General features: G+C 73.4%; 20 protein-coding genes and 1 tRNA gene. 16 read left to right on the plus strand and 5 right to left on the minus strand.

What is annotated here, in order from left to right:
- Positions 1–102: 102 nt before the first annotated feature.
- A tRNA-Pro gene (locus tag ACLJT4_RS24935) sits at positions 103–176 on the minus strand.
- A gap of 142 nt (positions 177–318) precedes the next feature.
- Between ACLJT4_RS24935 and ACLJT4_RS24940 the strand changes: the two genes are divergently transcribed.
- From ACLJT4_RS24940 to ACLJT4_RS24965, 6 genes are all read left to right on the plus strand, one after another.
- A complete protein-coding gene (locus ACLJT4_RS24940; RefSeq protein WP_411125367.1) occupies positions 319–720 on the plus strand; it encodes a DUF488 domain-containing protein in 402 nt (133 codons plus the stop codon).
- A 153-nt stretch (positions 721–873) separates the two neighbouring features.
- Entirely contained in the window at positions 874–2070 is a 1197-nt protein-coding gene (locus tag ACLJT4_RS24945) for an argininosuccinate synthase (RefSeq protein ID WP_411125369.1), read from the plus strand.
- A gap of 115 nt (positions 2071–2185) precedes the next feature.
- Positions 2186–3613 carry an argininosuccinate lyase gene (gene argH, locus ACLJT4_RS24950; RefSeq protein WP_411125371.1) on the plus strand — a complete coding sequence of 476 codons (1428 nt, stop codon included), beginning with the start codon at positions 2186–2188 and terminating at the stop codon, positions 3611–3613.
- Between the two features lie 189 nt (positions 3614–3802).
- Positions 3803–4354: a TetR/AcrR family transcriptional regulator gene (locus ACLJT4_RS24955; protein ID WP_016575303.1), complete on the plus strand. Its 552-nt coding sequence runs from the start codon at positions 3803–3805 to the stop codon at positions 4352–4354.
- Positions 4351–5985, plus strand: coding sequence for an MFS transporter (locus ACLJT4_RS24960; protein WP_016575304.1), 1635 nt, complete (start codon positions 4351–4353; stop codon positions 5983–5985). The genes ACLJT4_RS24955 and ACLJT4_RS24960 overlap by 4 nt, the downstream gene beginning before the upstream one ends.
- A 234-nt stretch (positions 5986–6219) precedes the next feature.
- The gene (locus tag ACLJT4_RS24965) at positions 6220–8190 is read left to right on the plus strand and encodes a bifunctional metallophosphatase/5'-nucleotidase (protein WP_411125374.1); all 1971 of its coding nucleotides are present in this window, start codon (positions 6220–6222) and stop codon (positions 8188–8190) included.
- A 75-nt stretch (positions 8191–8265) separates the two neighbouring features.
- Here the strand turns inward: ACLJT4_RS24965 and ACLJT4_RS24970 are convergent, their stop codons facing one another.
- Positions 8266–8937, minus strand: coding sequence for a lysophospholipid acyltransferase family protein (locus ACLJT4_RS24970; protein ID WP_411125376.1), 672 nt, complete (start codon positions 8935–8937; stop codon positions 8266–8268).
- A gap of 310 nt (positions 8938–9247) precedes the next feature.
- Between ACLJT4_RS24970 and ACLJT4_RS24975 the strand changes: the two genes are divergently transcribed.
- Both ACLJT4_RS24975 and ACLJT4_RS24980 read left to right on the plus strand, forming a co-directional pair.
- Positions 9248–10429 carry a glycerophosphodiester phosphodiesterase gene (locus ACLJT4_RS24975; RefSeq protein ID WP_411125378.1) on the plus strand — a complete coding sequence of 394 codons (1182 nt, stop codon included), beginning with the start codon at positions 9248–9250 and terminating at the stop codon, positions 10427–10429.
- A gap of 203 nt (positions 10430–10632) precedes the next feature.
- A complete protein-coding gene (locus ACLJT4_RS24980) occupies positions 10633–11121 on the plus strand; it encodes a GNAT family N-acetyltransferase (RefSeq protein WP_411125380.1) in 489 nt (162 codons plus the stop codon).
- Positions 11122–11163: 42 nt separating this feature from the next.
- Here ACLJT4_RS24980 and ACLJT4_RS24985 read toward each other — a convergent pair whose 3' ends face one another.
- The gene (locus ACLJT4_RS24985) at positions 11164–11625 is read right to left on the minus strand and encodes a hypothetical protein (RefSeq protein WP_411125382.1); all 462 of its coding nucleotides are present in this window, start codon (positions 11623–11625) and stop codon (positions 11164–11166) included.
- Positions 11618–11986, minus strand: coding sequence for a hypothetical protein (locus tag ACLJT4_RS24990; RefSeq protein ID WP_411125384.1), 369 nt, complete (start codon positions 11984–11986; stop codon positions 11618–11620). Before ACLJT4_RS24990 ends, ACLJT4_RS24985 begins: the two co-directional genes overlap by 8 nt.
- Positions 11987–12628: 642 nt before the next feature.
- Between ACLJT4_RS24990 and ACLJT4_RS24995 the strand changes: the two genes are divergently transcribed.
- From ACLJT4_RS24995 to ACLJT4_RS25030, 8 genes are all read left to right on the plus strand, one after another.
- Positions 12629–13687: a methionine ABC transporter ATP-binding protein gene (locus ACLJT4_RS24995; RefSeq protein ID WP_016579076.1), complete on the plus strand. Its 1059-nt coding sequence runs from the start codon at positions 12629–12631 to the stop codon at positions 13685–13687.
- Entirely contained in the window at positions 13684–14418 is a 735-nt protein-coding gene (locus ACLJT4_RS25000; RefSeq protein ID WP_411125386.1) for a methionine ABC transporter permease, read from the plus strand. Before ACLJT4_RS24995 ends, ACLJT4_RS25000 begins: the two co-directional genes overlap by 4 nt.
- Positions 14419–14517: 99 nt before the next feature.
- Positions 14518–15375 (plus strand): MetQ/NlpA family ABC transporter substrate-binding protein, encoded by an 858-nt coding sequence (locus tag ACLJT4_RS25005; RefSeq protein ID WP_411125388.1) that lies wholly within the window; start codon positions 14518–14520, stop codon positions 15373–15375.
- 236 nt (positions 15376–15611) lie between these two features.
- Positions 15612–16247, plus strand: a complete 636-nt coding sequence (locus tag ACLJT4_RS25010) for a GNAT family N-acetyltransferase (protein WP_411125390.1) — start codon at positions 15612–15614, stop codon at positions 16245–16247.
- Between the two features lie 163 nt (positions 16248–16410).
- Positions 16411–17640, plus strand: coding sequence for a precorrin-6y C5,15-methyltransferase (decarboxylating) subunit CbiE (cbiE, locus tag ACLJT4_RS25015; RefSeq protein WP_411125392.1), 1230 nt, complete (start codon positions 16411–16413; stop codon positions 17638–17640).
- Positions 17641–17875: 235 nt separating this feature from the next.
- On the plus strand, positions 17876–21967 hold the full coding sequence (cobT, locus tag ACLJT4_RS25020) for a nicotinate-nucleotide--dimethylbenzimidazole phosphoribosyltransferase (protein WP_411125394.1): 4092 nt from the start codon (positions 17876–17878) through the stop codon (positions 21965–21967).
- 163 nt (positions 21968–22130) lie between these two features.
- Positions 22131–23369 (plus strand): uroporphyrinogen-III C-methyltransferase, encoded by a 1239-nt coding sequence (gene cobA / locus ACLJT4_RS25025; protein WP_233657964.1) that lies wholly within the window; start codon positions 22131–22133, stop codon positions 23367–23369.
- A gap of 53 nt (positions 23370–23422) precedes the next feature.
- Positions 23423–24238, plus strand: coding sequence for a TrmH family RNA methyltransferase (locus ACLJT4_RS25030; RefSeq protein WP_411125396.1), 816 nt, complete (start codon positions 23423–23425; stop codon positions 24236–24238).
- 42 nt (positions 24239–24280) lie between these two features.
- Here the strand turns inward: ACLJT4_RS25030 and ACLJT4_RS25035 are convergent, their stop codons facing one another.
- A complete protein-coding gene (locus ACLJT4_RS25035; RefSeq protein ID WP_411125398.1) occupies positions 24281–25639 on the minus strand; it encodes a protein kinase domain-containing protein in 1359 nt (452 codons plus the stop codon).
- Positions 25640–26053 lie beyond the last annotated feature (414 nt).

The raw sequence follows: 26053 nt of genomic DNA on the forward strand, positions 1-26053 counted from the left end.
CACCCTGGGTGATGAATTTGAGGTGACCTCTCAAAGGGGCACGGAAAAACGCCGAGGCCGCCTTCGCATCCCTGCGAAGGCGGCCTCGGCGTTTCTGCACCGTCGGGACGACAGGATTTGAACCTGCGACCCCTTGACCCCCAGTCAAGTGCGCTACCAAGCTGCGCCACGTCCCGGTGCTCGTGCCGACCGGGAGTCCCGGTCGGGGCGTGCAGAAAGAAAAATACCCTGTCCCGGCCGATGAATCCAAAGCGGGGTCCGTCCGGAGCGTTCCCGGGGCCCGGAGCGGGGGTGGGGCGGCCGTGCTTCGATGGAAATATGTCCGCAAAAACACCCAAAGCGAAGAAGGCGCAGGCGGCGCGCGCGGTCGAGGTGCGCCGGGTGTACGACCCGCCGGAGCCGGCGGACGGGGTGCGGGTCCTGGTGGACCGGCTGTGGCCCCGGGGGATGGCGAAGGGCGACGAGCGGGTTGCCGACGCCGAGTGGTGCAAGGACGTGGCGCCGTCGTCGGAGCTGCGCAGGTGGTACGGGCACGACGAGGAGCGGTTCGGGGAGTTCGCCGAACGCTACCGGGCCGAGCTGGCCGAGGGGGCGCCGCAGGACGCGCTGGCCCATCTGCGGGAGCTTGCGAAGGACGGTCCGCTCGTCCTGTTGGCGGCGACGAAGGAGGTGCCGCTCAGCCATGCGGAGGTGCTCCGCGAGGTGCTCGGTGAGCGCTGAAGGCGCCGGGAGTGCCGCTCGCGGGCGTCGTTCCGTGCCGGTCTCGCCTCCGTGAGGCGCCTCTGACCTGGGGCTTCCCCGTTCATTGACGAAACATACGGTGCAGTGCATACTTATGCCTACGAGCGTATGCGCCACCGTAAGGAGAAGCCCGTGACCGAGCGCGTCATACTCGCCTACTCGGGCGGTTTGGACACCTCCGTCTGCATCGGCTGGATCGCCGAGGAGACGGGCGCCGAGGTCGTCGCCGTGGCGGTGGATGTCGGTCAGGGCGGCGAGGACCTCGACGTCATCCGCAAGCGGGCGCTCGCCTGCGGAGCGGTGGAGGCCGAGGTCGCCGACGCCAAGGACGAGTTCGCCGACGAGTACTGCCTCCCGGCGATCAAGGCCAACGCCCTCTACATGGACCGCTACCCGCTGGTCTCCGCGCTGTCGCGGCCGGTCATCGTCAGGCACCTGGTCGCCGCCGCGCGCAAGCACGGGGCGCGCACGGTCGCGCACGGCTGCACCGGCAAGGGCAACGACCAGGTGCGGTTCGAGGCCGGCATCTCCTCCCTCGCCCCCGACCTGCGGTGCATCGCCCCGGTCCGGGACTACGCGATGACCCGGGACAAGGCGATCGCCTTCGCCGAGAAGGCCGGACTGCCCATCGCCACCACCAGGAAGTCGCCGTTCTCCATCGACCAGAACGCCTTCGGCCGCGCCGTGGAGACGGGCTTCCTGGAGGACCTCTGGAACGCGCCGACCGAGGACGTCTACGCGTACACCGAGGACCCGGCCGCCGCCCGCGCGGCCGACGAGGTCGTCATCACCTTCCGGGAGGGCGCGCCGGTCGCCCTCGACGGCCGGCCGGTCACCGTCCTCCAGGCCATTCAGCAGCTCAACGTCCGCGCCGGTGCGCAGGGCGTGGGCCGGATCGACATGGTCGAGGACCGGCTGGTGGGCATCAAGTCCCGCGAGGTGTACGAGGCGCCGGGTGCGCTCGCGCTGATCACCGCGCACCAGGAGCTGGAGAACGTCACCGTCGAGCGCGAACTGGCCCGCTACAAGCGGCAGGTCGAGCAGCGCTGGGGCGAGCTGGTCTACGACGGCCTGTGGTTCTCGCCGCTCAAGCGGGCCCTGGACGGCTTCGTCGACGAGGCCAACCAGGCCGTCTCCGGCGACGTCCGGATGACCCTGCACGGCGGCCGCGCGGTGGTCACCGGCCGGCGGTCCGCGCAGTCGCTCTACGACTTCAACCTCGCCACGTACGACACCGGCGACACGTTCGACCAGTCGCTCTCCAAGGGCTTCATCGAGCTGTTCGGCATGTCGAGCAAGATCGCAGCCAAGCGGGACCTGGCAGGCTGACCTTCCCGGGCCCGGCGCACGGGATACCCCGTCCGCCGTCCGAGCGCCGAGCGGGCTGATCGCCAGCCCGTCCGGCGCTCGCCGTGAATTCCACCATCCACGAGGAGCACAGCTAGTGAGCAGCAACAACGGCGACGTCCGGCTCTGGGGCGGTCGTTTCGCCGACGGGCCGGCCGAGGCGCTCGCCAAACTCTCCGCCTCCGTCCACTTCGACTGGCGACTGGCCCCCTACGACATCGCCGGCTCCCGTGCGCACGCCCGCGTGCTCCACAAGGCCCAGCTGCTCACCGCCGACGAGCTGACCCGCATGCTCGACGGGCTGGACCGGCTCGAACGCGACGTCGCCGACGGCTCGTTCACCGGCACCATCGCGGACGAGGACGTGCACACGGCCCTGGAACGGGGGCTGTTGGAGCGGCTCGGCCCGGACCTCGGCGGCAAGCTGCGCGCCGGCCGGTCCCGCAACGACCAGGTCGCCACGCTCTTCCGGATGTACCTGCGCGACCACGCCCGGATCGTCGGCGGGCTGCTGGCCGACCTCCAGGAGGCCCTGATCGGCCTCGCCGAGGCGCACCCGGACGTCGCGATGCCGGGCCGCACCCACCTCCAGCACGCCCAGCCGGTGCTCTTCGCCCACCACGTGCTCGCGCACGTCCAGTCGCTGTCCCGGGACGCGGAGCGGCTGCGGCAGTGGGACGAGCGCACCGCGGTCTCGCCGTACGGGTCGGGCGCGCTGGCCGGCAGCAGCCTGGGCCTCGACCCGGAGGCGGTCGCCGCGGACCTCGGCTTCGAGCGCGGCTCGGTGGGCAACTCCATGGACGGCACGGCCTCGCGGGACTTCGTCGCGGAGTTCGCCTTCATCACCGCGATGATCGGCGTCAACCTGTCCCGGATCGCCGAGGAGGTGATCGTCTGGAACACCAAGGAGTTCTCCTTCGTGACCCTGCACGACGCCTTCTCCACCGGCTCCTCGATCATGCCGCAGAAGAAGAACCCGGACATCGCCGAGCTGGCGCGGGGCAAGTCGGGCCGGCTGATCGGCAACCTGACGGGCCTGCTGGCGACGCTGAAGGCGCTGCCGCTGGCCTACAACCGCGACCTGCAGGAGGACAAGGAGCCGGTCTTCGACTCCTGCGACCAACTGGAGGTGCTGCTCCCGGCGTTCACCGGGATGATGGCCACCCTGACCGTCAACCGGCAGCGGATGGAGGAGCTGGCGCCGGCCGGCTTCTCGCTGGCCACCGACATCGCGGAGTGGCTGGTCAAGCAGGGCGTGCCGTTCCGGGTGGCGCACGAGGTGGCCGGCGAGTGCGTCAAGGAGTGCGAGGCGCAGGGCATCGAGCTCGACCAGCTCACCGACGAGCAGTTCGCCAAGATCTCGCCGCACCTGACGCCCGACGTCCGCGGCGTCCTCAACGTCCCCGGCGCGCTCGCGTCCCGCAACGGCCGCGGCGGCACCGCGCCGTCGGCGGTGGCGGTGCAGCTCGCCGAGGTGCGGGCGGACCTGGTCCAGCAGCAGGAGTGGGCCGCGGCGAAGAAGTGACGAGGGCGCGGCGGGCGCCGCGCTAGCCGACTGATGAGAGGGCGGCCCCCACCTGGGTGGGGGCCGCCCTCGTCGTCGTGGCCGCCGGTGGCGTGGGGCGGGCTCCGGCGCGAGGATGGATGAGGCACCGAATGAGGCGCGGCCTTATTAAATGAGACAGTAACGTCTCATTCGGGTACTCTGTGTCTCATGGCTGTGGATCGAGAACGGGTACTCACCGAGGCCGCCGCGCTGCTCGCCCGCCGCGCCACGACGTCGATGGACGAGATCGCCCGCGCCGCGGGCATCAGCCGGGCGACCCTCCACCGGCACTTCGCCGGCCGGGACGCGCTGATCCGGGCCCTGGAGGAGCACGGCATCGAGCGGTTCGCGCAGGCCATGGACGCCGCCCGGCTCGACGACGGGGACGCCGCCGCCGCGCTGCGCCGCCTGGTCCGCGAGGCCGAACCGGTCGCCGGCGTGCTGGCCTTCCTCTTCACCGAGAACGAACTCTTCGAGAGCGGGCCGGTCAACGCCGGCTGGGCCCGCCTCGACGCCCGGCTCGCCGCACTGTTCCGCCGCGGCCAGGAGGAGGGCGACTTCCGGGTCGACCTCAGCACGGCCTGGCTGACCGAGGCGTTCTACGGCCTCCTCGGCGCCGGCGCCTGGGCGGCACACGAGGGCCGCGTCGCGCGGAACGACCTCAACCACTCGATCGCCGAGCTGCTGCTCGGCGGCATCCGACGGAGCATGGAGAAATGAGCGATCCCATAGCCGCAGGGCGGCCCGGTGCAGCCTCGGGACGGGCCGGTGCGGCCCACCTGGACGAGCAGCCCCGGCCGGGCCGCTGGCTCGCGCTCTCGGTCCTGGTCCTGGCGGTCCTGCTGGTCGGCGTCGACGCCACCGTGCTCGGCCTCGCCACCCCCTTCCTCAGCGAGGACCTGCGGCCGTCCGGCACCCAGTTGCTGTGGATCGGCGACGTCTACTCCTTCGTCATCGCCGGTCTGCTGGTCTCCATGGGCAGCCTCGGTGACCGGGTCGGCCGCAAGAAGCTGCTGCTGATCGGCTCGGTGGCGTTCGGCGCGCTGTCGGTGTTCGCCGCCTACGCCACCAGCCCGTCGATGATGATCGTCGCCCGGGCCCTCCAGGGCGTGGCCGGTGCGACGCTGATGCCCTCCACCCTGGCCCTGATCCGTAACCTCTTCCACGACCCGAAGGAACGCAGCCTGGCGATCGGCATCTGGGGCGCGATGGCCTCGGCCGGTACCGCGGTCGGGCCGGTCCTCGGCGGCTTCCTGCTGGGCCACTTCTGGTGGGGCTCGGTCTTCCTGATCAACCTTCCGGTGATGGCGCTGCTGGTCGTCGTCGGCGCCAAGGTGATCCCGGAGTCCCGCAACCCCGCACCAGGCCCGTGGGACGTCCCCAGCGTCCTGCTGTCCCTGGTGGGCATGGTCGGCGTCGTCTACGCCGTCAAGGAAGCGGCGGTGCACGGCCTGCGGTGGGACATCGGGCCGGCCGCGGTCATCGGCCTGCTCGCCCTGCTGCTGTTCGTCCGCCGCCAGCTCACCCTCGACGCGCCGCTGCTGAACATGAAGCTCTTCCAGCACCGCGGCTTCTCCGGCGCGGTCCTGGCCGACCTGCTGACCATCCTCGGCATGTCCGGACTGGTCTTCTTCCTCTCGCAGTTCCTCCAGATGGTGCAGATGCGCTCGCCGCTCAACGCCGGGCTGGTCGAACTCCCGGCCGCGATCGGCGCGGTGGGGGCCGGTCTGGCCGCCGGCTGGGTGGCCCGACGGCTGTCGGTGCGCCTGGTGGTGGCCGGCGGCCTCGCCGTGGTCGGCCTCTCGCTCGCCGGCTGCATGGCCCTGCACGCCGACACCGGCACCTTCGCGCTGTGCACCCTGCTGTTCGTCGTGGGCATCGGCGCCGGCTTCGCCTTCACGGTCACCGCCGACGTCATCCTCTCCAGCGTGCCCAAGGAGGAGGCCGGCGCCGCCTCCGCGGTCTCCGAGACCGCGTACGAACTGGGTGCCGCGCTCGGCATCGCCCTGCTCGGCTCCATCGTCACCAGCATCTACCAGGGCTTCGCCACCCCCGCCGGCGTGCCCGAACCCGCCGCCGACGCCGCCCGCTCCTCGCTCGGCGGGGCCGTGGAAACCGTCGGCCACCTGCCCGCCGACCAGGGCGCGACGCTGCTGAAGGCCGCTCAGGACTCGTTCGTCAGCGGCGTGGACACCGCGGCCGGAATCGGCGCGGTGGTGCTGCTGGGCGCCGCGGTGGCCGCGTGGTTCCTGCTCCGCGGCCAGTCGCTGGCGGACAGCGCGGAGCCGGAGCCCGCGGCGGACCCCGAGGCCGCGCCGATGGCCGGCTCCGGGACCACCCGGCACCCGTAAGGCCCCACCCGGCGGGCGAACGAGGGACTCCGCCCCGCCCCCTGCCCCCACGCAGGCGTGTCCCGTGGATCGTGACCGCACGTACCGGCCATGATCCACAGGACACGCCCCTGGGGGCGACTGTCCCCTGCCGTTCACGCCCGGTACGCGTCTTGGTGGCCGGTTGTCCCGCACGGCTCGCTTGACTCTCCCGTCGTCCCCCCAACGGTCGGACCCGCTCAGGAGAGTGACGCAGTGCGCGACATCGGACGACGGTCCTTCGTAACCGCCGCGGGGGCGATGGCCACCGCGAGCGCGATCGGCACCAACGCCTACGCCACCGGCCACGCCCGCGACGCCGCCACGGCCGACGAGTACGTCGACGTCCAACTGCTCAACATCACCGATCTGCACGGCTATCTGCAGGGCGCCCCGGGCGCCAATTCCGTCATCACCGGCGCCGGCGGCAAGCGCCACACCGTCGGCGGCGTCGCCTACATGGCCGCCCACCTGGAGCGGTTGCGCGCCGGACGGCGCAACTCCCTCTTCTTCGCCCCCGGCGACCTCTTCTCCGGTTGGGAGTTCGACGCCGCCTCCTTCGCCGACGAACCCACCATCGAGGCCCTCAACGCCCTCCAGTTGGACTTCGCCTCGGCCGGCAACCACGAGTTCGACAAGTCGACGGTCTTCCTGAAGGAACACATGGAACGCGGCCGGGCGTTCCCGGTCGTCGGCTGCGACGTCTCCTTCACCGACTCCACCGGCCACCGCTTCCGCGGCGCGAACTTCCCCTACTACAGCGCCAACATGGTGTGGCACGACACCGGCCAGCGGGTGCTGCCGCCGTACAACATCGTGCACGTGGACGCCGGCCGGGGCCGCCGGCTGCCGATCGGCTTCATCCACCTGACCGCCATCGGCACCGAGTCCTTCCCCGGCTCCTACCAGCCCGGCCTGCGCACCCTGGACGAACTGGAGACCGCCAACCGCTGCGCGGCGGCCCTGAAGAGCCGGGGCGTCAACGCGATCGTCCTCAGCATGCACGACGGCGCGGTCGCCGGCAGCAACTTCGAAAGCGGCACCAACCCCTCCGGCCCGGCCTACGAACTGGCCCTGCGGGTCTCCCCGCTCATCGACGCCATCGTCACCGGCCACTGGCACTGCGCCTTCACCATGATGCTGCCCGACCCCAAGGGCGTGCCCCGCCCGTTCGTCGAGGCCGGCTGCTACGGCCAGATCATCAACGAGATCAACCTGCGGCTGGACCCGGTGAGCGGGAAGGTGATCCGGGAGCTGACCACCTCCGTCAACCACCCCAACACCCGCGACGTGACGCCGGATCCGGAGCTGAAGTCGATCGCTGACTACTGGGCGGGCTACGGCGCCCGCCGCGCTCGCACCCGGATCGGCACCCAGACCGCCTCCTTCACCCGACGCCGCAACGCGGTGGGGGAGTCCACCATGGGCAACCTCGTCGCCGACTGGGCGCTGTGGGCGGGCGGCCAGCCGCACGGCCCGCTGGACGACCGCGGCGGCCACCGCAACGTCCCCGCCGAACTCGCCGTCATCGCCCTGGCCCCGCGGGTCGGTGCCGCGATCATCGGCGGCGACCTGGTGCGCGACGAGGCGTCGGACGGTGTGGTCACCTTCGGGCAGGCGTGGAACGCGGTCGGCTTCGGCGACCCGATCATGACCGTCACGGTCACCGGCCGGCAGCTCCACGACGCCCTGGAACAGCAGTGGGCGTCCACCGCCGGCGAGGGCCTGTCCTTCTCCCCGCTCGCCGTCTCCGGGAACGTCCGCTACACCTTCGACGCCGCCGGCCGGGCCGGGCACCGGATCGACCCCGCGGACGTCCGTATCGACGGCAAGCCGCTGGACCTCACCCGCCGCTACCGCCTCGCCGCCCCCTCGTACACCCTCATCAACCAGGACGGCTTCAGCGCCTTCACCGGCTTCACCGATCCGGTCCGGCACACCCGGGACTTCGAGAGCTTCATCGCCTACGTCCGTTCCCGGCGCCGGCTCTCCCCGTCCGAGCTGAACCGCGTCACGGTCAAGAACGCCCGCCTCGCCGGCGCCCGGGTCGGTTCCGTCGCCGAGCACCAGCAGCTCCTCCAGGCCGACGGGGACCGCATCCCGCGCCCCGAGGAGGCGCTGCGCAAGGCGCTCGCCGGCGACGCCGAGGGCCAGCGCGCGCCCGGCGGCTTCCGGGTCCCCTGCTGACCGCCCGGTAGCGGCCGGAGAACGCCGAGGGCCCCGTCCTGAAGGACGGGGCCCTCCGTGGCGTTCGCAGCGGGATCAGGCGGCGGTGCGGGCCTTCGTGGCGTACACGTCGACGTACTCCTGGCCGGACAGCTCCATGACGTCGCTCATCACCTCGTCGGTGACCGCCCGCAGCACGTACCGGTCCCGGTCCATGCCGTCGTAGCGGGAGAAGTCCAGCGGCTCGCCGAAGCGCACGGTCACCGGGGCGAGGTGCGGGCGGCCCTTGCCGCCGGGCTGGACCTTGTCCGTGCCCACCATGGCGAACGGGACGACCGGGGCGCCGGTCATCAGCGCGAGCCGGGCGACGCCGGTGCGCCCGCGGTACAGCCGGCCGTCGGGGGAGCGGGTGCCCTCCGGGTAGATGCCGAACGCCTGGCCCTGCTCCAGGATGCGCCGTCCGGTCATCAGCGCGGCCACGCCGCCGCGCGCGCCGTCGCGGTCCACGGGGACCATCCCGGCGGTGGTGAAGAACCAGGCCATCAGCCGGCCCTTGATCCCCTTGCCGGTGACGTACTCGTCCTTGCCGATGAAGTACACCGGGCGCTTGACCACCAGGCTCAGGAAGAGCGAGTCGATGAACGTGACGTGGTTCCCGGCCATGATCACCGGACCCGTCTCCGGGATCCGCTCCATGCCCTCGACCTTCGGGCGGAACAGGACGCGCATCATCAGTCCGAGGATCGCCTTCAGCACAATGCGGGACAACGGGCCCTCCGGGTCGTGGTGGTCAGGTCAAGGCGGCACAGCGCTCTGCAGCCCAGGACCATACTCGCGGGTCACTCCCGCGCGCACATCGGGTTCACCGGGTCGATACGCAGAGTTGACGTGTGTCACGTCCATGTTCCCCACAGTCCTCGCGGGCGTCTCCCCGGCATCACCCGTCCGTGCTTACGATCAAGGGGCTTCCGGGAGGGTCCACCGACGCCTTCCGGACCGTGGACACACCGGAAACCCCCGGTACGTCCGGAATGCCACCGGTCGCACCGGGACACGACGTAGAACGAGGAGCGCGGGCATGGAGAAGCGGCACGAGCCGGGACGGCGGACGGTACTGGGCGCCGCGGCCCTGGGAGCCGGGGCGGCCGTACTGGCCTGCGCGGGACAGGCGAACGCCGCGGGGCGCGCGGAGCAGGCCGGTGCCCCGGCGAACCGGCCGGCGCCCGCCGGCCGGCCGGCCAAGCTGCCGGTCCCGCTGGTCGTCGGCCACCGGGGCGCGAGCGGCTACCGCCCCGAGCACACCCTGGGCTCCTACCAACTCGCCCTCGACATGGGCGCGGACGTCATCGAGGCCGGTGACCTCGTCCCCACCAAGGACGGGCACCTGATCCTGCGCCACGAGCCCGACATCAGCGCCACGTCCGACGTCGCGCGGCACCCGGAGTTCGCCGGCCGCCGGACGACCAAGACCATCGACGGCAAGAAGATCACCGGCTGGTTCACCGAGGACTTCACGCTCGCCGAGATCAAGACGCTGCGCGCCAAGGAGCGCATACCGGACGTCCGCCAGCACAACACCCTCTACGACGGCGTCTGGCCGATCCTCACCTTCGAAGAGGCCCTGCAGTGGGCCGAGAAGAAGGGGCGCGAGCGCGGCCGTCCGGTCTGGCTGCACATCGAGACCAAGCACCCCACCTACTTCCGCAAGCTGGGCCTGGGCCTGGAGGAGCGCCTCGCCCACCTGCTGCGCCGCTACGGCCGGCACACCGCGCACGCCCCGAACTTCCTGCAGTCCTTCGAGCCCAGCAGCCTCCGCCGGCTCGGTGAGCTGGGCGTGAAGTGCCCGAAGGTGGTCCTGCTCGACGAGCCGTCCGTGCGGCCCTGGGACTTCGTCGAGTCCGGTGACCCGCGCACCACCGCCGACCTGCTCAAGCCCGAGGGGCTGAGGTGGATCGCCGGCTTCGCCCAGGGCATCGGCCCCTGGCTGCCGCAGATCATCGCCCAGGACGACAAGGGCAAGCTGGGCAAGCCCACCGCCCTGGTCCGCGACGCGCACGCCGCCGGCCTGGTCGTCCACCCGTACACCGTGCGCAACGAGAACAGCTTCCTGCCGCTGGACTTCCAGGTCGGCAAGGACCCGGACGCCTACGGCAACTCGCTCGCGTACTTCAAGGCGCTCTTCGCGACCGGCATCGACGGCCTGTTCTCCGACAATCCGGACACCGCGCTGCTCGCCGCCGAGGCGTTCCGCCGGCACTGACCTCCCGCGGCGCGCCCGGACCGGCGCCCGGCTCCACCCGGTGGCGCACTCATCTGAGTTGGCAATGTCACAGGGGAGCTTGGCGCCGGTCCGTTCCGCTTGTCCCGTATGCCCGCGCAGAATGCCTGCGGCGGCGATTGCCGCGGCCGAATGCCGGGGAGTCCGGAAGCGGACAGCGAACCGAAAAGGGGAGGCAAACGCGCATGGGCACGAGCGTGACCATCTCGACGGCGACCGACGACGACGCCGAGCAGATCCTCAAACTCCAGTACCTCTGTTACCAGCCCGAGGCCGAGCTCTACGACGACTACGGCATCGAGCCGCTCACCCAGACGCTGGACTCCCTGCGCGCCGAACTCGCCGACGGCTGCGTCATGGTGGCCAGACTCGGCCGGGAGGTCGTCGGCTCGGTGCGCGGCACGGTCGACGCCGACGGCACCGCCAAGATCGGCAAGCTGATCGTGCACCCCCGGCTCCAGCGGCACGGGCTCGGCGGCCGGCTGCTGGCCGCCGTCGAACGGCGGCTGGCCGAGGACCGCTCCGCCAAGCGCTACCGCCTCTTCGCCGGCCACCGCAGCGAGGCCAACCTCCGGCTCTACCGCAGCCACGGCTACGCCCCGGTCGGCACCGAGCAGCTGAGCCAGCGGCTGAGCCTGGTCACGCTGGAGAAGGAGCCGGCCGCGGTGCTGTGACGCCGGTCCGGGCCCGCGGCGCGGGCCCGGACGCCGCCCCCGCTACGCGGTCGCCGTACGGGCCCGGCGCAGCCACATCAGCCCGGTGACCGGCAGCGCGACCGGAATGAAGAGGTAGTCCATGCCGTAGTACGACCAGACCGTGGAGTCCGCGAACGCCGCGGGGTCCACCAGCGTCCAGGTGCCGATGCCGACCACCCCGAGCAACTCCAGCGCGCAACAGACGATCGCCGCCCGGCGGGCGCCCTCGCCGCCGCGCACCAGCGAGAAGGTGATGAAGCCGTAGACCAGCGCGGAGCCCGCCGACAGCAGGTACGCCAGCGGGGCGCGGTCGTACTGGGCGATCAGCTGGTAGATCGAGCGGGACGCGGCGGCCACGGTGAACACCCCGTACAGGGTGACCAGCAGCCGCCCCGGGCCCGCGCCCAGCCTCGTGGCCGGATCCCGGACCGTGGATTCCTGTGCGGCATCGGCCGCCGTGGTCTTCGGCGCAGTCTCAGACACTGCCGCCTCCCCAAATGTCGAAGAGCCGTACTTCCAGAACGGCAAGCACCACGGAGCCCGCGGCGACGGTGGCCGAACCCCACCGGGTTCGCTCGGACAGCGACATGAACCCGGTCGCCGGCACGCACGCGACGGCCCCGAGCAGGTACGCCAGGAAGAGCGCGGTGCCCTTGTCGGGGGTGTGTCCGCCGGTCAACTGCACTATGGCGACGATGAGTTGGGCGATGCACAGCAGCGACACCACGGCCATGCCGATGAAGTGCCAGTCCTTGGTGGGTTCGTTGCGGTACGCGGCGAAGCCGCACCAGGCGGCCAGCGCGCAAGCGGTCACGCCGACCGCGATCGTCAGCGCGTCGATCACCGCGGCCTCCGGTCGAGGCGGCCGCGCGCCGTGGGGGTGTGGGGCATGGGCCCGATGCTAATCGGCGCCCCGCGGATCACCGCGTCCGGCCCCGCCGTGGCCCGCCGGGCCGGCGCCGCGGCGCGCGGGCGCCTCGGCGGTCGTGGCGTTGACCACAGCCCGTCCGGCACCGGACGGTCGGCCCGCCGCCGGGGCTCCGCCCCACCGCCGGCATCCGTGCAGGCCACGGCCGACCGACCAAGATCGTCCAGGTGGGAAGGGGTGCCGTCCACGGGTCGGGCACCGGTGTCCGATATGCGGACGGGGTTGATCGGGCCGTACCGCTGTCTGGTTTACTGACCGCCATGACCACGACGAGCCGCCGCACCCCCGCGACCGAGGCGTACCCCACGCCCGGTGCTCGTTGCATGTGTCGAATGTGTGACCGCTGAGGGCCCCCGCCTGAGCCTCGCGCCCCGAAGCGAGACCTGCCGCCATGAGCCGACCGCCGCACCCCCGCGCCCTCGGTCGCCCCGCGTCACCGGAACCCGGAGCCGGGCCCCGCGCCCGCCGCCGCTCCCCGTTTCCCCCTGCCGCACTCGCCAAGAATGCCCCGTGCCCGGCGGGCCAGCCGCCGAGCACTCGACAGTGACGGAATTCCCTGTGATCACCACAACGGGCCTGACCAAGGTCTACCGCTCGGGAGGCCGTGAGGTCACCGCCCTGGACGGCGTCGACCTGCACGTCCGAGAGGGCGAGGTGTACGGCGTCATCGGCCAGAGCGGCGCCGGCAAGTCCACTCTCATCCGCTGCCTCAACCTCCTGGAGCGCCCCACCTCCGGCACGGTCACGGTGGCCGGCCAGGACCTCACCGCCCTCGGCGGCAGCGGCCAGCGCGCCAACGCGGCCCTGCGCGCCGCCCGCAGCCACATCGGCATGGTCTTCCAGCACTTCAACCTGCTGTCCTCGCGGACCGTCCAGGACAACGTCGAACTGCCGCTGGAGATCCTCAAGGTCCCCCGCCGCGACCGCGCCCGCAAGGCCCTGGAGCTGCTGGACCTGGTCGGCCTCGCCGACAAGGCCCAGGCGTACCCCGGCCAGCTCTCCGGCGGCCAGAAGCAGCGCGTCGGCATCGCCCGCGCCCTGGCCGGCGACCCCAAGGTGCTGCTCTCCGACGAGGCCACCAGCGCCCTGGACCCGGAGACCACCCGCTCCATCCTGACGCTGCTGCGCGACCTCAACCAGCAGCTCGGCCTCACCGTCGTCCTCATCACGCACGAGATGGACGTCGTCAAGACCATCTGCGACTCCGCCGCGCTAATGAAGGGCGGCCGGATCGTCGAGCAGGGCACCGTCGCGGAGCTCCTCGCCACCCCCGGCTCCGAGCTGGCCCGCGAGCTGTTCCCGGTCGGCGGCGAGTCGTCCGCCGAGGGCCGCACGGTCGTCGACGTCACCTTCCACGGCGCGGCCGCCACCCGGCCGGTGATCTCCGAGCTGGCCCGCACCTACAACGTCGACGTCTCGATCCTCGGTGCCGCCATGGACACCCTCGGCGGCAAGCAGGTCGGCCGGATGCGCATCGAACTGCCCGGCCGCTTCGAGGAGAACGTCGTGCCCATCGGCTTCCTGCGCGAGCAGGGTCTCCAGGTCGACGTCGTCGAGGGTGCCACCGCCGACGACGCCCCGACGACCACCCCGCTCCAGAAGGAAGGTGCCCAGTGAGCTGGAACGACATGCAGCCGCTGCTGTCCGACTCCACCCTCGACACCCTCTTCATGGTGTGGTGGTCCACGTTCTACGCGGTCCTCATCGGCGTCCCCGTCGGCGTCCTGCTGCACCTGAGCGCCCGCGGGGCCATGCTCCAGAACGCCGTGGTGAACAAGGTCCTCGGCGCGATCGCGAACATCGGGCGGTCCTTCCCGTTCCTGATCCTGATCGTGGTGCTGATGCCCTTCACCCGGATCCTCGTCGGCACCTCCATCGGCCCGACCGGCGCCGTGGTCCCGCTCACCATCGCCGCCGTCCCGTTCTTCGCCCGCCTCGTGGAGGCCGCGCTGCGCGAGGTCGACCACGGGCTGGTCGAGGCGGCGCAGGCGATGGGCGGCGGCACCTGGACCGTCATCTTCAAGGTGCTGCTCCCGCAGGCCCTGCCGGCCCTGGTCGCCGCGGTCACCACCACCGTCATCACGCTGATCGGCTACTCGGCGATCGCCGGCGCGGTCGGCGGCGGCGGCCTGGGCAACCTCGCCTACACCTACGGCTACCTGCGGTACGACACCCCGCTCATGGTCGTCACCGTCGTCGAACTGGTCGTCATCGTCACCGCCGTCCAGGTGGTCGGCGACCTGATCGTCCGCCGGCTCGCCGGCCGCGGCACCCGCGCCTCCTCCCTGCGGGTCGGCCTGCGCCGGGTCCGCACCGAGGAGCCGGCACCGGTCACCGAGGCCGCCTGACCCCCGCGCCACCAGCACCACCCGCATCCCGTAGGCCCGGACCCTTTGCCGGGCGCAGCTCACACGGACTTCCGTGTGCACAAGAAAGAGGCACTCTTCGTGCGTAACACCATCAAGATCACCGTGGCCGTGGCCGCCGCATCCGCCGTCGCCCTCGGCGCGAGCGCCTGCAGCGCCCCCTCCGACGTCACCGCGAGCAGCGACAAGAACGACACGAACGCCCCGCTGGTCGTCGCCGCCAGCCCCACCCCGCACGCCACGATCCTCGACTACGTCAAGGAGAAGCTGGCGCCCCAGGTGGGCCTGAAGCTGGACGTCAAGGTCTTCAACGACTACAAGCTGCCCAACAAGGTCACCGACGACGGCCAGGTCGACGCCAACTTCTTCCAGCACAAGCCGTTCCTGGACACGTACAACAAGGAGAACGGGACCGACATCGTCCCGGTCGTCAACGTCGAGATCGAGCCGCTGGGCGTCTACTCCAAGAAGATCCACAAGCTCTCCGACCTCAAGCCCGGCTCCACCGTCTCGGTGCCCAACGACCCGTCCAACGAGGGCCGCGCGCTCAAGCTGCTCGCCGAGAACGGTGTGATCACCCTGAAGCCCGGCGTCGGCTCCGACGCCACGCTGACCGACGTCAAGGACAACAAGGGCATAAAGATCACCGAGCTGGAGGCCGCCCAGACCGCGCCGCGTCTGGCCGACGTCGACGCCGCCGTCATCAACGGCAACTTCGCGGTCGGCGCCAAGCTCAAGCCCGCCACCGACGCGCTGGCCCTGGAGAAGGCGCAGGGCAACCCCTACGCCAACTTCCTCGCCGTCAAGAAGGGCCGCGAGAACGACCCGCGGGTCAAGAAGCTCGCCAAGCTCCTCAACTCCGACGAGGTCAAGAAGTTCATCGAGAACACCTACAAGGACGGCTCGGTCATCCCGGCCTTCGGCCCGGTCAAGGGCTGACCAGCAGCTCCCGTAGGGCTCTTCCCCGCCGCCCGCCCCCTCCCGGGGGTGGGCGGGCCTGGTTGGCGGGCCCGTTCGCGCCGGCCCGCACGCCCGGGGCGCGGGCGCGTGGCACGTCCGCCGGCCGATGCTGCATGCTGGTGCATTCAAGACGGTCGGGACGGCCCGGGCCGCACGGCGCGCACGGCCCGTGGCGTCCCGGAGCACACCTCAGTCAACGGCGTTGGAGCATCGGCATGACATCCACCTTTCCGGACATCTCCCTCAGCACGGACCGGTTGGTGCTGCGCCCGCTCGACGAGGACGACGTCCCCGCGCTGGCCGCGATGATGAACGACGAACTGGTCGCCTCCTGGACCGCGGTTCCCCAGCCCTACACCGAGGACGCCGCGCGCACCTGGATCACCGCGTACGCGCCCACCGAACGCATCGCGGGACGCGGCCTCGACCTCGCGGTCACCGAGTTCCTCACCCAGCGCCTGGTCGGCGTCGTCCAACTCGGCAACACCAACTGGCGGGTGCGCTCCACCGAGCTCTCGTACATCGTCGCCTCCTGGGCGCGCGGCGAGGGCTACGCGTCCGAGGCGGCCCTCGCCACCGCCCGCTGGCTCTTCCAGGACCAGAAGTTCGAACGCCTGGAACTGCGCACCGCCGCCGGCAACACCGCCTCCCAGCAGGTCGCCCAGAAGATCGGCTGCATCAGCGAGGGCGTGCTGCGCAACGCCTGCATAGCCCGGGCCCGGGTGGACGACGGCGACTGGACCGACATCCGCACGGACCAGATCGTCTGGAGCCTGCTCCCCGAGGACCTCGACGGACTCCCCGCCCGGACGACCGACGCGAACGGCTTCGCCTACCCCGAGTGGAACTGACCCCGAACCACCTCCCGCCCGCACCCGCCGGGGTACCCTCGGCCTGCCGGACGGCGGCCGGGCCCGCCCCGACCAGCACGGACCGGCACCCCCGCACCCCCGGAAGCGACCGCCCCCTCGCCCGCCCGGGACGCCCCCACCAGCACCCAGGAGACTGACGAGCATGGCCGACCGGGTCACGGTGATCGGATGGGACGGCTCTCCGCTGACCGCCGCCGCCCGCTCCGCCCTCGGCGCCGCGACCCTGGCCGCCGGTGCCGCCCACCACCTCGCGCTGCCCGAAGTCCCGGCGGCCGCCGAACGGATCCGGCTCGGCAGCGTCACCCTGGCCGCCCGCCGCATCGCCCAGCACCGCGGCACGGCCGTCGTCCTCGCCGACGGCGACCCCGGCTTCTTCGGCGTGGTCCGCACGCTGCGGGCCCCCGAATACGGCCTGGAGGTCGAGGTCGTACCGGCCGTCTCCTCGGTCGCCGCGGCCTTCGCCCGGGCCGGCATGCCCTGGGACGACGCCCAGGTCGTCGTCGCCCACAGCCGCGATCTGCGCCGCGCCGTCAACGTCTGCCGCGCCCACCCCAAGGTCGCGGTGCTCACCTCGCCCGGCGCCGGCCCCGCCGAACTCGCCCTCCTCCTGGACGGCGTGCACCGCACCTTCGTCATCTGCGAGGACCTGGGCACCACTCGGGAACGGGTGACGGTCCTCACATCGGACAAGGTCGCCGACCACATGTGGCGCGACCCCAACGTCGTCATCGTCGTGGGCGGTTCGCCGGCCGGCGCAGCCGCCCAGGGCACCGGATGGATCGCCGGATCCCCTGGCAACCAGGTCGGCCAACCGACCGGCCCGCGCGGCTGGGGACTTCCGGACCGCGCCTACGGCGGGGCGCTGGGCGAGGGCGAGTCCGTCCAACTGCGCACCGCCCAACTCGCCCGCCTCGGACCACGGGTGGGCGACCTGGTCTGGGACATCGGCTCCGGCAGCGGGGCGGCCGCCGTCGAGGCCGCGCGGTTCGGTGCCGCGGTCATCGCGGTCGACGCCGACCCGGACGCCTGCGACCGCGCCCGCGCCCTCGCCCGCCGGCACGGCGTCCAGCTCCAGGCCGTCGCGGGCCGGGCGCCGCAGGTCCTGGAGGAACTCCCGGAGCCCGACGTGGTGCGGATCGGCGCCGGGGGAGCGGAGGTGGTCACGGCCTGTGCCGCCCGCCGTCCCGAACGGATCGTCACCCACGCCTCGACGCGCGACCAGGCCGAGGCACTCGGTCGGGCCCTCGCCGACGGCGGCTACGAAGTCGAGTGCGCCCTCCTGCAGTCCGTGGAACTGGACACTTCCGTTTGGGTCGAACGTGAACGCTCTGTGGTGTTTTTGCTGAGCGGCTATCGCGTTCCTCACCCGTGACCAGGAAGACCACCCGCGCGAGGTAGGCTGGCGGATCGTTGCGCCGCCGTTCCCCTTTCAGCTTCGTACGCCAATATCCGGAAATTGCCGTGGTTTTGGACGAAAATGAAGCACTTGAGGGCGGACGTGCCGGGAGGCGCGCTCGCTCGTTCTCGCTATCGGGGCGTCGGTGCGCACCGGTCGGCGCGTCGCACGAGCGGTTGGAAGGAGCACTAGCAGTGGGCGAGGGGTACGCATGACCGACACCGGCCAGGTCCCGGGCCAGGGACAGCCGGAGAACGCAGGCGGACATCACGGGCAGCCCCAGGCCGTTCCCTCCCCTGCCGACCCCGGCACCGCCCAGCACCCGGGCGAATACGCCTACCTCGGCCCGGCCGAGGGCTCCGTCGAGGACGACGACCTGCTGATGCCGGGCGCCCAGGGCGCCTGGAGCGAGCACGGCGTCCATCAGGTGCCGCCGCCCGCCCCTCCGCAGCCGCAGGCCGTTCCGGCGCAGCAGACCGCGCCGTTCGAGCCGCCGGTCGTGCCGGAGCAGGTGCCCGCCGCGGTCGGTGACCACGAGAGCGGCGGCCGGGACTCCGGTTCCGTCGACCTCGGCGCGGTCCGCGTCCCGCAACCCACCGCCCCCCAGCAGCCCCACGTGCCGGCCGCAGCCGCCGGAGAGCAGACCGCCGCGCCCCGCCGCCCGCTCCACATGGGTCCGCCGGTCCCGGACGCGACCGGTGGCGTGGTCCGTTCGCTCGCCGACCGCGGGCCCGCCGGCGCGCCCCAGCCGGCCGCCCGACAGGCCGCCCGCCCGGCCGCCGGCCCCGAACACCTCGACGTCCCGGTGGAGGCCGCCCCGGCCGCGCCGCTGCCCCTGCCGGAGCAGCCCGCCCAGCCGCAGCCCGCCACCGTGCCGCAGACCGACGACGCGGCGGCCGCCGCGCAGCCCCAGGCGGTGCCCGACCAGCCGTTCCCGGAGCAGCCGGCCGCGGCCGCCGCGTACCCGGAGCAGCAGGCCGCCGCCCTGCCGACGTACGGCCAGCACCCCTACGAGGGCCAGTTGTTCGCCGAGCAGTCCTACGGGGCCGCCGGCCAGGGACCGTTGCCGGGCCCGCAGCTGGGCGAGATCCCGTCGCACGCGCCGGCCCAGGTGCAGCCGTGGGGCGAGGCGTCCGCGCAGGCCGCGGCGGTGCCCGTGGCCGAGCCGACGGCCGTTCCGGGCGATCCGGCCGGCGCGGAAACGGTCGTGCCCGAGGCCCATCCCCCCCTCCAGGACGGCGCGTTGCCGGCCGAGCAGGTGCCCGCCGAGCAGGCTCCGGTCGAGCCCGCCCAGGCCGTGCCCGCGCCCGTCGAGCAGGTGCAGGAACAGCCGGCGCCGGTGCCCGCCGAGGGTGCCCCGGCCACCGCGGACGCCGCCGCGCCGGTCGTCGAGGCGGCGCCCGAAGCCGCCCAGGAAGCCCCGGCCGAAGCCCCGGTGGAGCCGGCGGAGCCCGGTGCCGAGCAGCCGCCGGCCGCCGAGGCCCAGGCCGAGCCGGCCGCCGCGGAAGCCGTCCCGCAGCCCGCCCCCGACGCCGAGCTCCCGCAGCCGCCCGTCGACGCCGTGGTGCCCCAGGAGGCCGCGGAGTCCGAGGCCCAGCCGCCCGCCGCGGAAGAGCCCGTGGCCGAGCAGCAGGTCGTTGCCCCGGAAATGGCGGCGCAGCCCGAGGCCACCGGTGAGCCGCAGGCCGCCGAGCCCGCACCGGCGCCCGCCGAGCCGCCCCAGGCCCCGCAGGACGCGAACCCGCCCGCGGAGCCGCAGCTTGTGGCCGACGCCCCCGAGGAGGCCGTCGCGGTCGTGGAACCGCCGACCGTGGACGCCGCGGCACCGCAGCCCGTCGCGGAAGAGGCGCAGGCCGCCCCGGCCGAGGCTCCGGCCCCCGCCGAGCAGCCCGAGCCCGCCGCCACGCAGGCCGCCGAACCGCAGGCCCCCGAGGACGCTCCCGTCGCCGAGGCGGAGCCGGCCCCGGCCGACGCAGAGACCGCCCCCCAGGCCGCCGACGCCCCCGAGGCCGTGCCGGCTCCGGAGGAGGCCGCCGAACAGCCCGGCATAGAGGCGAACCAGAACGGGCCCCAGGACGCCGCAGCGCCGCAGCCCGCAGCCCCCGAGGCCGTCGAGGCCGCCGAGGGACAGCAGCCGGCCGTCGCCGACGCGACGCCGCAGCCCGCGGCCGAGGGCGAGCAGCCCCTCGACGCCCCGGAGCCCGTCGCCGATCAGGTCGAGGCCCCCGCCCAGCCGGCGGCCGACGCGCCCACCGCGCCCGAGCCGCAGCCCGCCATCGTGGAGGTCCCGGCCCAGGCCACCGCCGAGCCGACCCCCGCCGACGCCGCGCAGCAGCCCGCCGCCGACCAGGCCCCGCAGGCCGCAGCGCCCGCCGACGCCGTCCCGGCCCAGACCGACCCGGCCGACGCCGCGGGCACCGCCGAGCCGGCAGCGGAGGCGACGACGGACGCGGACGGTGCCGCCGAGGCCCGCCCGCACGCGCAGGACGACGCCCAGTTCGTCGAGCACGCCGAGGGCGACGCCGCGCACCCGGCCGACGCGCCCGCCGCCGAGCCGGTGCCCACGACGCCCCCCGCGCCCGGCTACGACGACTCCGAGCGCGCCGCCGTGCACCGCGTCATCCGCGAGCGTCGCGACATCCGCAACGGCTTCCGCTCCGACCCGATCCCCAACGAGGTCCTGCTGCGCGTCCTGGAGGCGGCCCACACCGCCCCCAGCGTCGGCCATTCGCAGCCCTGGGACTTCGTCGTCATCCGGTCCGACGACACCCGCGCCAAGATGCACGAGCTCGCCATGCGGCAGCGCGACGCCTACGCCAAGTCGCTGCCCAAGGCCCGCGCCAAGCAGTTCCGCGAGCTGAAGATCGAGGCCATCCTCGAAACGCCGGTGAACATCGTCGTCACCGCCGACCCCACCCGCGGCGGCCGGCACACCCTCGGCCGGCACACCCAGCCGCAGATGGCGCCGTACTCCTCCGCGCTCGCCGTCGAGAACCTCTGGCTCGCCGCCCGCGCCGAGGGCCTCGGCGTCGGCTGGGTCAGCTTCTTCGACGAGCGGGAGATGGTCCGCGAACTGGGCCTGCCCGAACACCTCGAAGTCGTCGCCTACCTCTGCGTCGGCTACGTCGACGAGTTCCCGGACGAGCCCGAGCTCCTCCAGGCCGGCTGGTCCAAGCGCCGCCCGCTCTCCTGGGTCGTCCACGAGGAGACCTACGGCCGCCGCGCCCTGCCCGGCGCGGACCCGCACGACCTCCTCCAGGAGACGCTCGCCGGCATCCGCCCGCTGGACGCCAAGGCGCTCGGCGAGGCGTGGGAGCGGCAGAAGCGGATGACCAAGCCGGCCGGCGCGCTCGGCATGCTGGAGATCATCTCCGCCCAGCTCAGCGGCCTGTCCCGCCAGTGCCCGCCGCCCATCCCGGAGCCGGCCGCGGTGGCCATCTTCGCCGGTGACCACGGCGTGCACGCCCAGGGCGTGACCCCCTGGCCCCAGGAGGTCACGGGCCAGATGGTCGCCAACTTCCTGGGCGGCGGGGCGGTCTGCAACGCCTTCGCCAACCAGGTCGGCGCCGAGGTCTGCGTGGTCGACGTCGGCGTGGCCGGCGACCTGCCCGCCACCCCCGGGCTGCTGCCCCGCAAGGTCCGCCCCGGCACCGCCGACTTCACCCAGGGCCCGGCGATGACCCAGGAGGACGTCCTCAAGGCCATCGAGGTGGGCATCGAGACCGCCCGGGACCTCGTCGCCGCCGGGAACAAGGCGCTGCTCACCGGTGAGATGGGCATCGCCAACACCACCGCCTCCGCCGCGCTGATCGCCGTCTACACCGGCGTCGATCCGGCCGAGGTCACCGGCCGCGGCACGGGCATCAACGACGAGACGCACGTCCGCAAGGTCGACGTGGTCCGCCGCGCACTGGAACTCCACCAGCCCGATCCGGCCGACCCGATCGGCGTCCTCGCCGCCCTCGGCGGCCTGGAGCACGCGGCCATGATCGGTCTGATCCTCGGCGGCGCCTCGTTGCGCACGCCGGTGATCCTGGACGGGGTCAGCGCCGGCGCCGCCGCCCTGGTGGCCCGGGCCATCGCCCCCGAGGCGCTGGCCGCCTGCATCGCCGGCCACCGCAGTGCCGAGCCGGGCCACGTCGCGGCGCTCAACAAGCTGGGCCTGCGCCCGCTGGTCGACCTCGACCTGCGGCTGGGCGAGGGCACCGGCGCCCTGCTGGCGCTGCCCGTGGTGCAGAGCGCCGCCCGCGCCATGCACGAGGTCGCCACCTTCGACGCCGCCGGAGTCACCGAGAAGGGCTGACACCGGGGCGCCCGGCCCCCGCATGACCCCCGGCCCGCAGCCCCATAGGCTGTGGGCCGGGGCCGTACGTTCCCCAGCCCGTTCCACCCCTCGGTCGCTCCGGCGTCGCAGCGACTGAACCGGGCGTCGAACTCGCACCACCGCACGAGGAGCCCACACCACCATGGCCGAGCCCGTCGCCGAACACTCCGCCTACCCCGTCGGACTGCGGCTGTCCGGCCGCCGCGTGGTCGTCCTGGGCGCCGGCCAGGTCGCCCAGCGCCGGCTGCCCGCCCTCCTGGCCGCCGGCGCCGACGTCCTGCTGGTCTCGCCGTCCGCCACCCCCTCCGTCGAGGCGATGGCCGACACCGGCGAACTCCGCTGGGAGCGCCGCCGCTACCGGCCCGGCGACCTCGACGGTGCCTGGTACGCGCTGATCTCCACGGACGACCCCGAGGCCAACGCCGCCGCCTCCCAGGAGGCCGAGGAACGCCGCGTCTGGGCCGTCCGCGCCGACGACGCCGAGGCCGCCACCGCCTGGACCCCGGCCACCGGACGCAGCGAGGGCGTCACCGTGGCGGTCCTCACCGGCCGCGATCCGCGTCGCTCGGCGGCCATCCGCGACGCCGTCGTCGAGGGCCTGCGCGACGGCAGCATCGCCGCCCCGCACCACCGCCGCCCGCACACCCCCACCGTGGCGCTGGTCGGCGGCGGTCCCGGCGACCCCGACCTGATCACCGTCCGCGGCCGTCGCCTGCTGGCCGAGGCGGACGTGGTCATCGCCGACCGGCTCGGCCCCCGCGACCTGCTCGCCGAACTCCCGCCGCACGTCGAGGTCATCGACGCCGCCAAGATCCCCTATGGGCGGTTCATGGCGCAGGAGGCGATCAACAACGCCCTGATCGAGCACGCCAAGGCCGGCAAGGCCGTGGTCCGCCTCAAGGGCGGCGACCCGTTCGTCTTCGGTCGGGGCATGGAAGAGGCCCAGGCGCTCGCCGACGCCGGCATCCCGTGCACCGTCGTCCCCGGCATCTCCTCCACCATCTCCGTCCCCGGCGCCGCCGGCATCCCGGTCACCCACCGGGGGGTCGCCCACGAGTTCACCGTGGTCAGCGGCCACGTCGCCCCCGAGGACGAGCGGTCGCTGGTGGACTGGGCCGCGCTCGCCAAGCTGCGCGGCACCCTCGTCGTGCTGATGGGCGTGGAGAACAGCGGTGCCATCGCGGCCAAGCTCATAGCGTGCGGCCGGCCCGCGGACACCCCGGCCGCCGTCGTCCAGGAGGGCACCACCGCCGCCCAGCGCAGGGTGGACGCCACCCTCGCCACCCTCGGCGCGACCGTACGGGCCGAAGGCGTCCGCCCGCCGGCCGTCATCGTCATCGGCGACGTGGTCGCCCTCGCCCCCGCCACCCCCGCCCCGTAGCTGATCCGCTCCCCGGCACCCGCTCCTCGACACCGACAAGGCACTCTCTTCCCGTGGCAGAAATCATCACCGTCGATGACCCGGACGACCCGCGGCTGCGCGACTACACCGGCCTCACCGACGTCGAGCTGCGGCGTCGGCGCGAACCGGCCGAAGGACTCTTCATCGCCGAGGGCGAGAAGGTCATCCGCCGCGCCCGGCACGCCGGGTACGAGATGCGCTCGATGCTGCTCTCGGCCAAGTGGGTCGACGTCATGCGCGACGTCATCGACGAGGTCCCGGCCCCCGTCTACGCGGTCAGCCCGGACCTCGCCGAGCGGGTGACGGGCTACCACGTGCACCGCGGCGCGCTCGCCTCCATGCAGCGCAAGCCGCTGCCCCCGGCCGCCGAACTCCTCGCCGGCGCCCGTCGGATCGCGGTCATGGAGGCGGTCAACGACCACACCAACATCGGCGCCATCTTCCGCAGCGCCGCGGCCCTGGGCATGGACGCGGTCCTGCTCTCCCCGGACTGCGCCGACCCGCTCTACCGCCGTTCGGTGAAGGTCTCCATGGGCGCGGTCTTCTCGGTCCCGTACGCCCGCCTGGAGAGCTGGCCGCGCGATCTGGCCGTCGTGCGGGAGGCGGGCTTCAAACTGCTCGCCCTGACCCCGGCCGAGGGGGCGGTGGCCCTCGACGAGGCCGTCCCGCGGGACCTCGAACGCGTCGCGCTGATGCTCGGTGCCGAGGGCGGCGGCCTGACGCCCGGTGCGCTGCGCGCCGCCGACGAATGGGTCCGCATCCCGATGGCCCACGGCGTGGACTCCCTCAACGTCGGTGCCGCGGCGGCAGTCGCCTTCTACGCGGTCACCACGTCCCGCCCGGAGTAGCCCCCGGCGCCCGCCCGGTGGCGGCCGCCCGGCCGTCCGGCCTCAGTGCGGCCGGGCGTCCCCGCCGGCCGCGCCACCGCCGTGGTACGACGCGACGCTCACCGGCCGTTCCCCACCGAGCCCGCGGGTCGGCCCCTGACATCCCTGGGCCGCCGCGATGCCCAGCGCCACCAGCAGCGTCACCACGACGAACACCACCACCCGCTGCCGCAGCAACCGCCGGTCCGGGCCCGGCCGCCGGCCGCCCGAACCGGTGCGCACCGCGGGACGCGAACCGTTTCGCCCCGTGGGGCGGGAGGCCGGGCCCCGCCCCGCGTCCCGCCCACCGGTCCGCGGACCGGTGCCCGACGCCGGCCCCTGCGCCCGGGCAGACGCGTCGCGGGGCGCCGCGTCCCGGGAGGCCGCCGGCCGGGCCGGGCGGGGCCGCGGCGCCGACGCGCCGCCGGTCCGCCGTTCGGTCCGCTGGCGGGCGTACTCCTCGGCCCGCTGACCGGACGGACGCTCCGCCGGCCGCCGTTCGGCGCGCCCCCAGTCCTCGTCGCCGCCGGAACCGTGGTCCCAGCTCCCGCCCGACAGCCCGTGCGCCTCACGGGCCGCGATCTCCTTCAGCCGCAGCGACAGCGACAGGGTGCTGGGCCGGTCCGCCGGATCCTTCGCCAGGCACGCCGCGAGCAGCGGCGCCAGCGCGTCCGGCACCCCGGCCAGGTGCGCCTCCTCGTGGACCACGCGGTAGAGCATGACCTCCGAACTGCCCTGCCCGAACGGCGAATCCGCGGTGCAGGTGTACGCCAGGGTGGCGCCCAGCGAGAAGATGTCGGTCGCCGGCGTGACCGCCGCGCCGCGCACCTGCTCCGGCGCCAGGAAGCCCGGCGAGCCGACGGCCGTCCCGACGTGCGTCAGGGTGCTGGCGCCGGTTGCCCAGGCGATCCCGAAGTCGATGATCCGCGGCCCCTTGGGCGACAGCAGGATGTTGGACGGCTTCAGGTCCCGGTGCACCACGCCCGCGTCGTGGACGGCCAGCAGACCCTCGGACAGCGCCGCACCGATGGCGGCGACCTGCGCCGGGGAGAGTGGCCCCTCCTCGTTCACCTTGTCGTGCAGCGAGGGGCCGGGGACGTACTGGGTCGCGAACCACGGGCGGTCGGCGTCCAGATCGGCCGCCACCAGCCGCGCCGTGCAACCGCCGCGGATCCGCCGGGCGGCCGACACCTCGCGGGCGAACCGCGACCGGAACTCCTGATCCTCCGCCAGGTCCGGCCGGATCACCTTCAGGGCGACCCGCTGCCCGCGTTTGTCCGAGCCGAGGTAGACCACGCCCATCCCGCCCGCGCCGAGCCGGCGGTGCAGCCGGAACGATCCGACGACACGCGGGTCCTCGCGTCGGAGCCGCATCATCGCCATGTCCGTCCCCTGCCTGCGGTGGGGAGGCCCCACTCCGCTCAACCGTCTGACGTGGCACAGCTTACGGATTGACGGCTCGCTGTGCTGAGAGGCCGCGCATGCGTCGGCAACCGGATTGCCCGCGGACGTTCCGATCCCCGCCGCACGGCGGGAATTCCGCCCGGCCCCCGGCTCCGCTACCCGCGCCGCCCCCCAAAGATCCCTTTCCCAGCGGACTTTGACGGTGTGAAAGGTGCGCGGGCGGCGCGGGCCAGGGGGCGCGCGGACCCCGCGTCACGGGCGCGGGGACCCCGCGCGGCGCAGCACACCGAGTGATCGAAGTCACCGTTTCATCACGCTCGTGCACGATCGGCCCTCTCGGCCCCCGGACCGGGCAGCACCCGCCTCGCGTCCTTCTCGGGGATGTCCCGGGGC

It is taken from the genome of Streptomyces sp. x-19 (assembly GCF_046549115.1).
Taxonomy (GTDB): Bacteria; Actinomycetota; Actinomycetes; order Streptomycetales; family Streptomycetaceae; genus Streptomyces; species Streptomyces albulus_C.

What these genes read in the sequence shown, in the direction of transcription:
- ACLJT4_RS24940 (WP_411125367.1), top strand. Translation starts at nt 319, where the DNA reads ATGTCCGCAAAAACACCCAAAGCGAAGAAGGCGCAGGCGGCGCGCGCG.
- ACLJT4_RS24955 (WP_016575303.1), top strand. Translation starts at nt 3,803, where the DNA reads ATGGCTGTGGATCGAGAACGGGTACTCACCGAGGCCGCCGCGCTGCTC.
- ACLJT4_RS24960 (WP_016575304.1), top strand. Translation starts at nt 4,351, where the DNA reads ATGAGCGATCCCATAGCCGCAGGGCGGCCCGGTGCAGCCTCGGGACGG.
- ACLJT4_RS24975 (WP_411125378.1), top strand. Translation starts at nt 9,248, where the DNA reads ATGGAGAAGCGGCACGAGCCGGGACGGCGGACGGTACTGGGCGCCGCG.
- ACLJT4_RS24980 (WP_411125380.1), top strand. Translation starts at nt 10,633, where the DNA reads ATGGGCACGAGCGTGACCATCTCGACGGCGACCGACGACGACGCCGAG.
- ACLJT4_RS25010 (WP_411125390.1), top strand. Translation starts at nt 15,612, where the DNA reads ATGACATCCACCTTTCCGGACATCTCCCTCAGCACGGACCGGTTGGTG.
- cbiE (WP_411125392.1), top strand. Translation starts at nt 16,411, where the DNA reads ATGGCCGACCGGGTCACGGTGATCGGATGGGACGGCTCTCCGCTGACC.
- cobT (WP_411125394.1), top strand. Translation starts at nt 17,876, where the DNA reads ATGACCGACACCGGCCAGGTCCCGGGCCAGGGACAGCCGGAGAACGCA.
- cobA (WP_233657964.1), top strand. Translation starts at nt 22,131, where the DNA reads ATGGCCGAGCCCGTCGCCGAACACTCCGCCTACCCCGTCGGACTGCGG.
- ACLJT4_RS25035 (WP_411125398.1), bottom strand. Translation starts at nt 25,639, where the DNA reads ATGGCGATGATGCGGCTCCGACGCGAGGACCCGCGTGTCGTCGGATCG.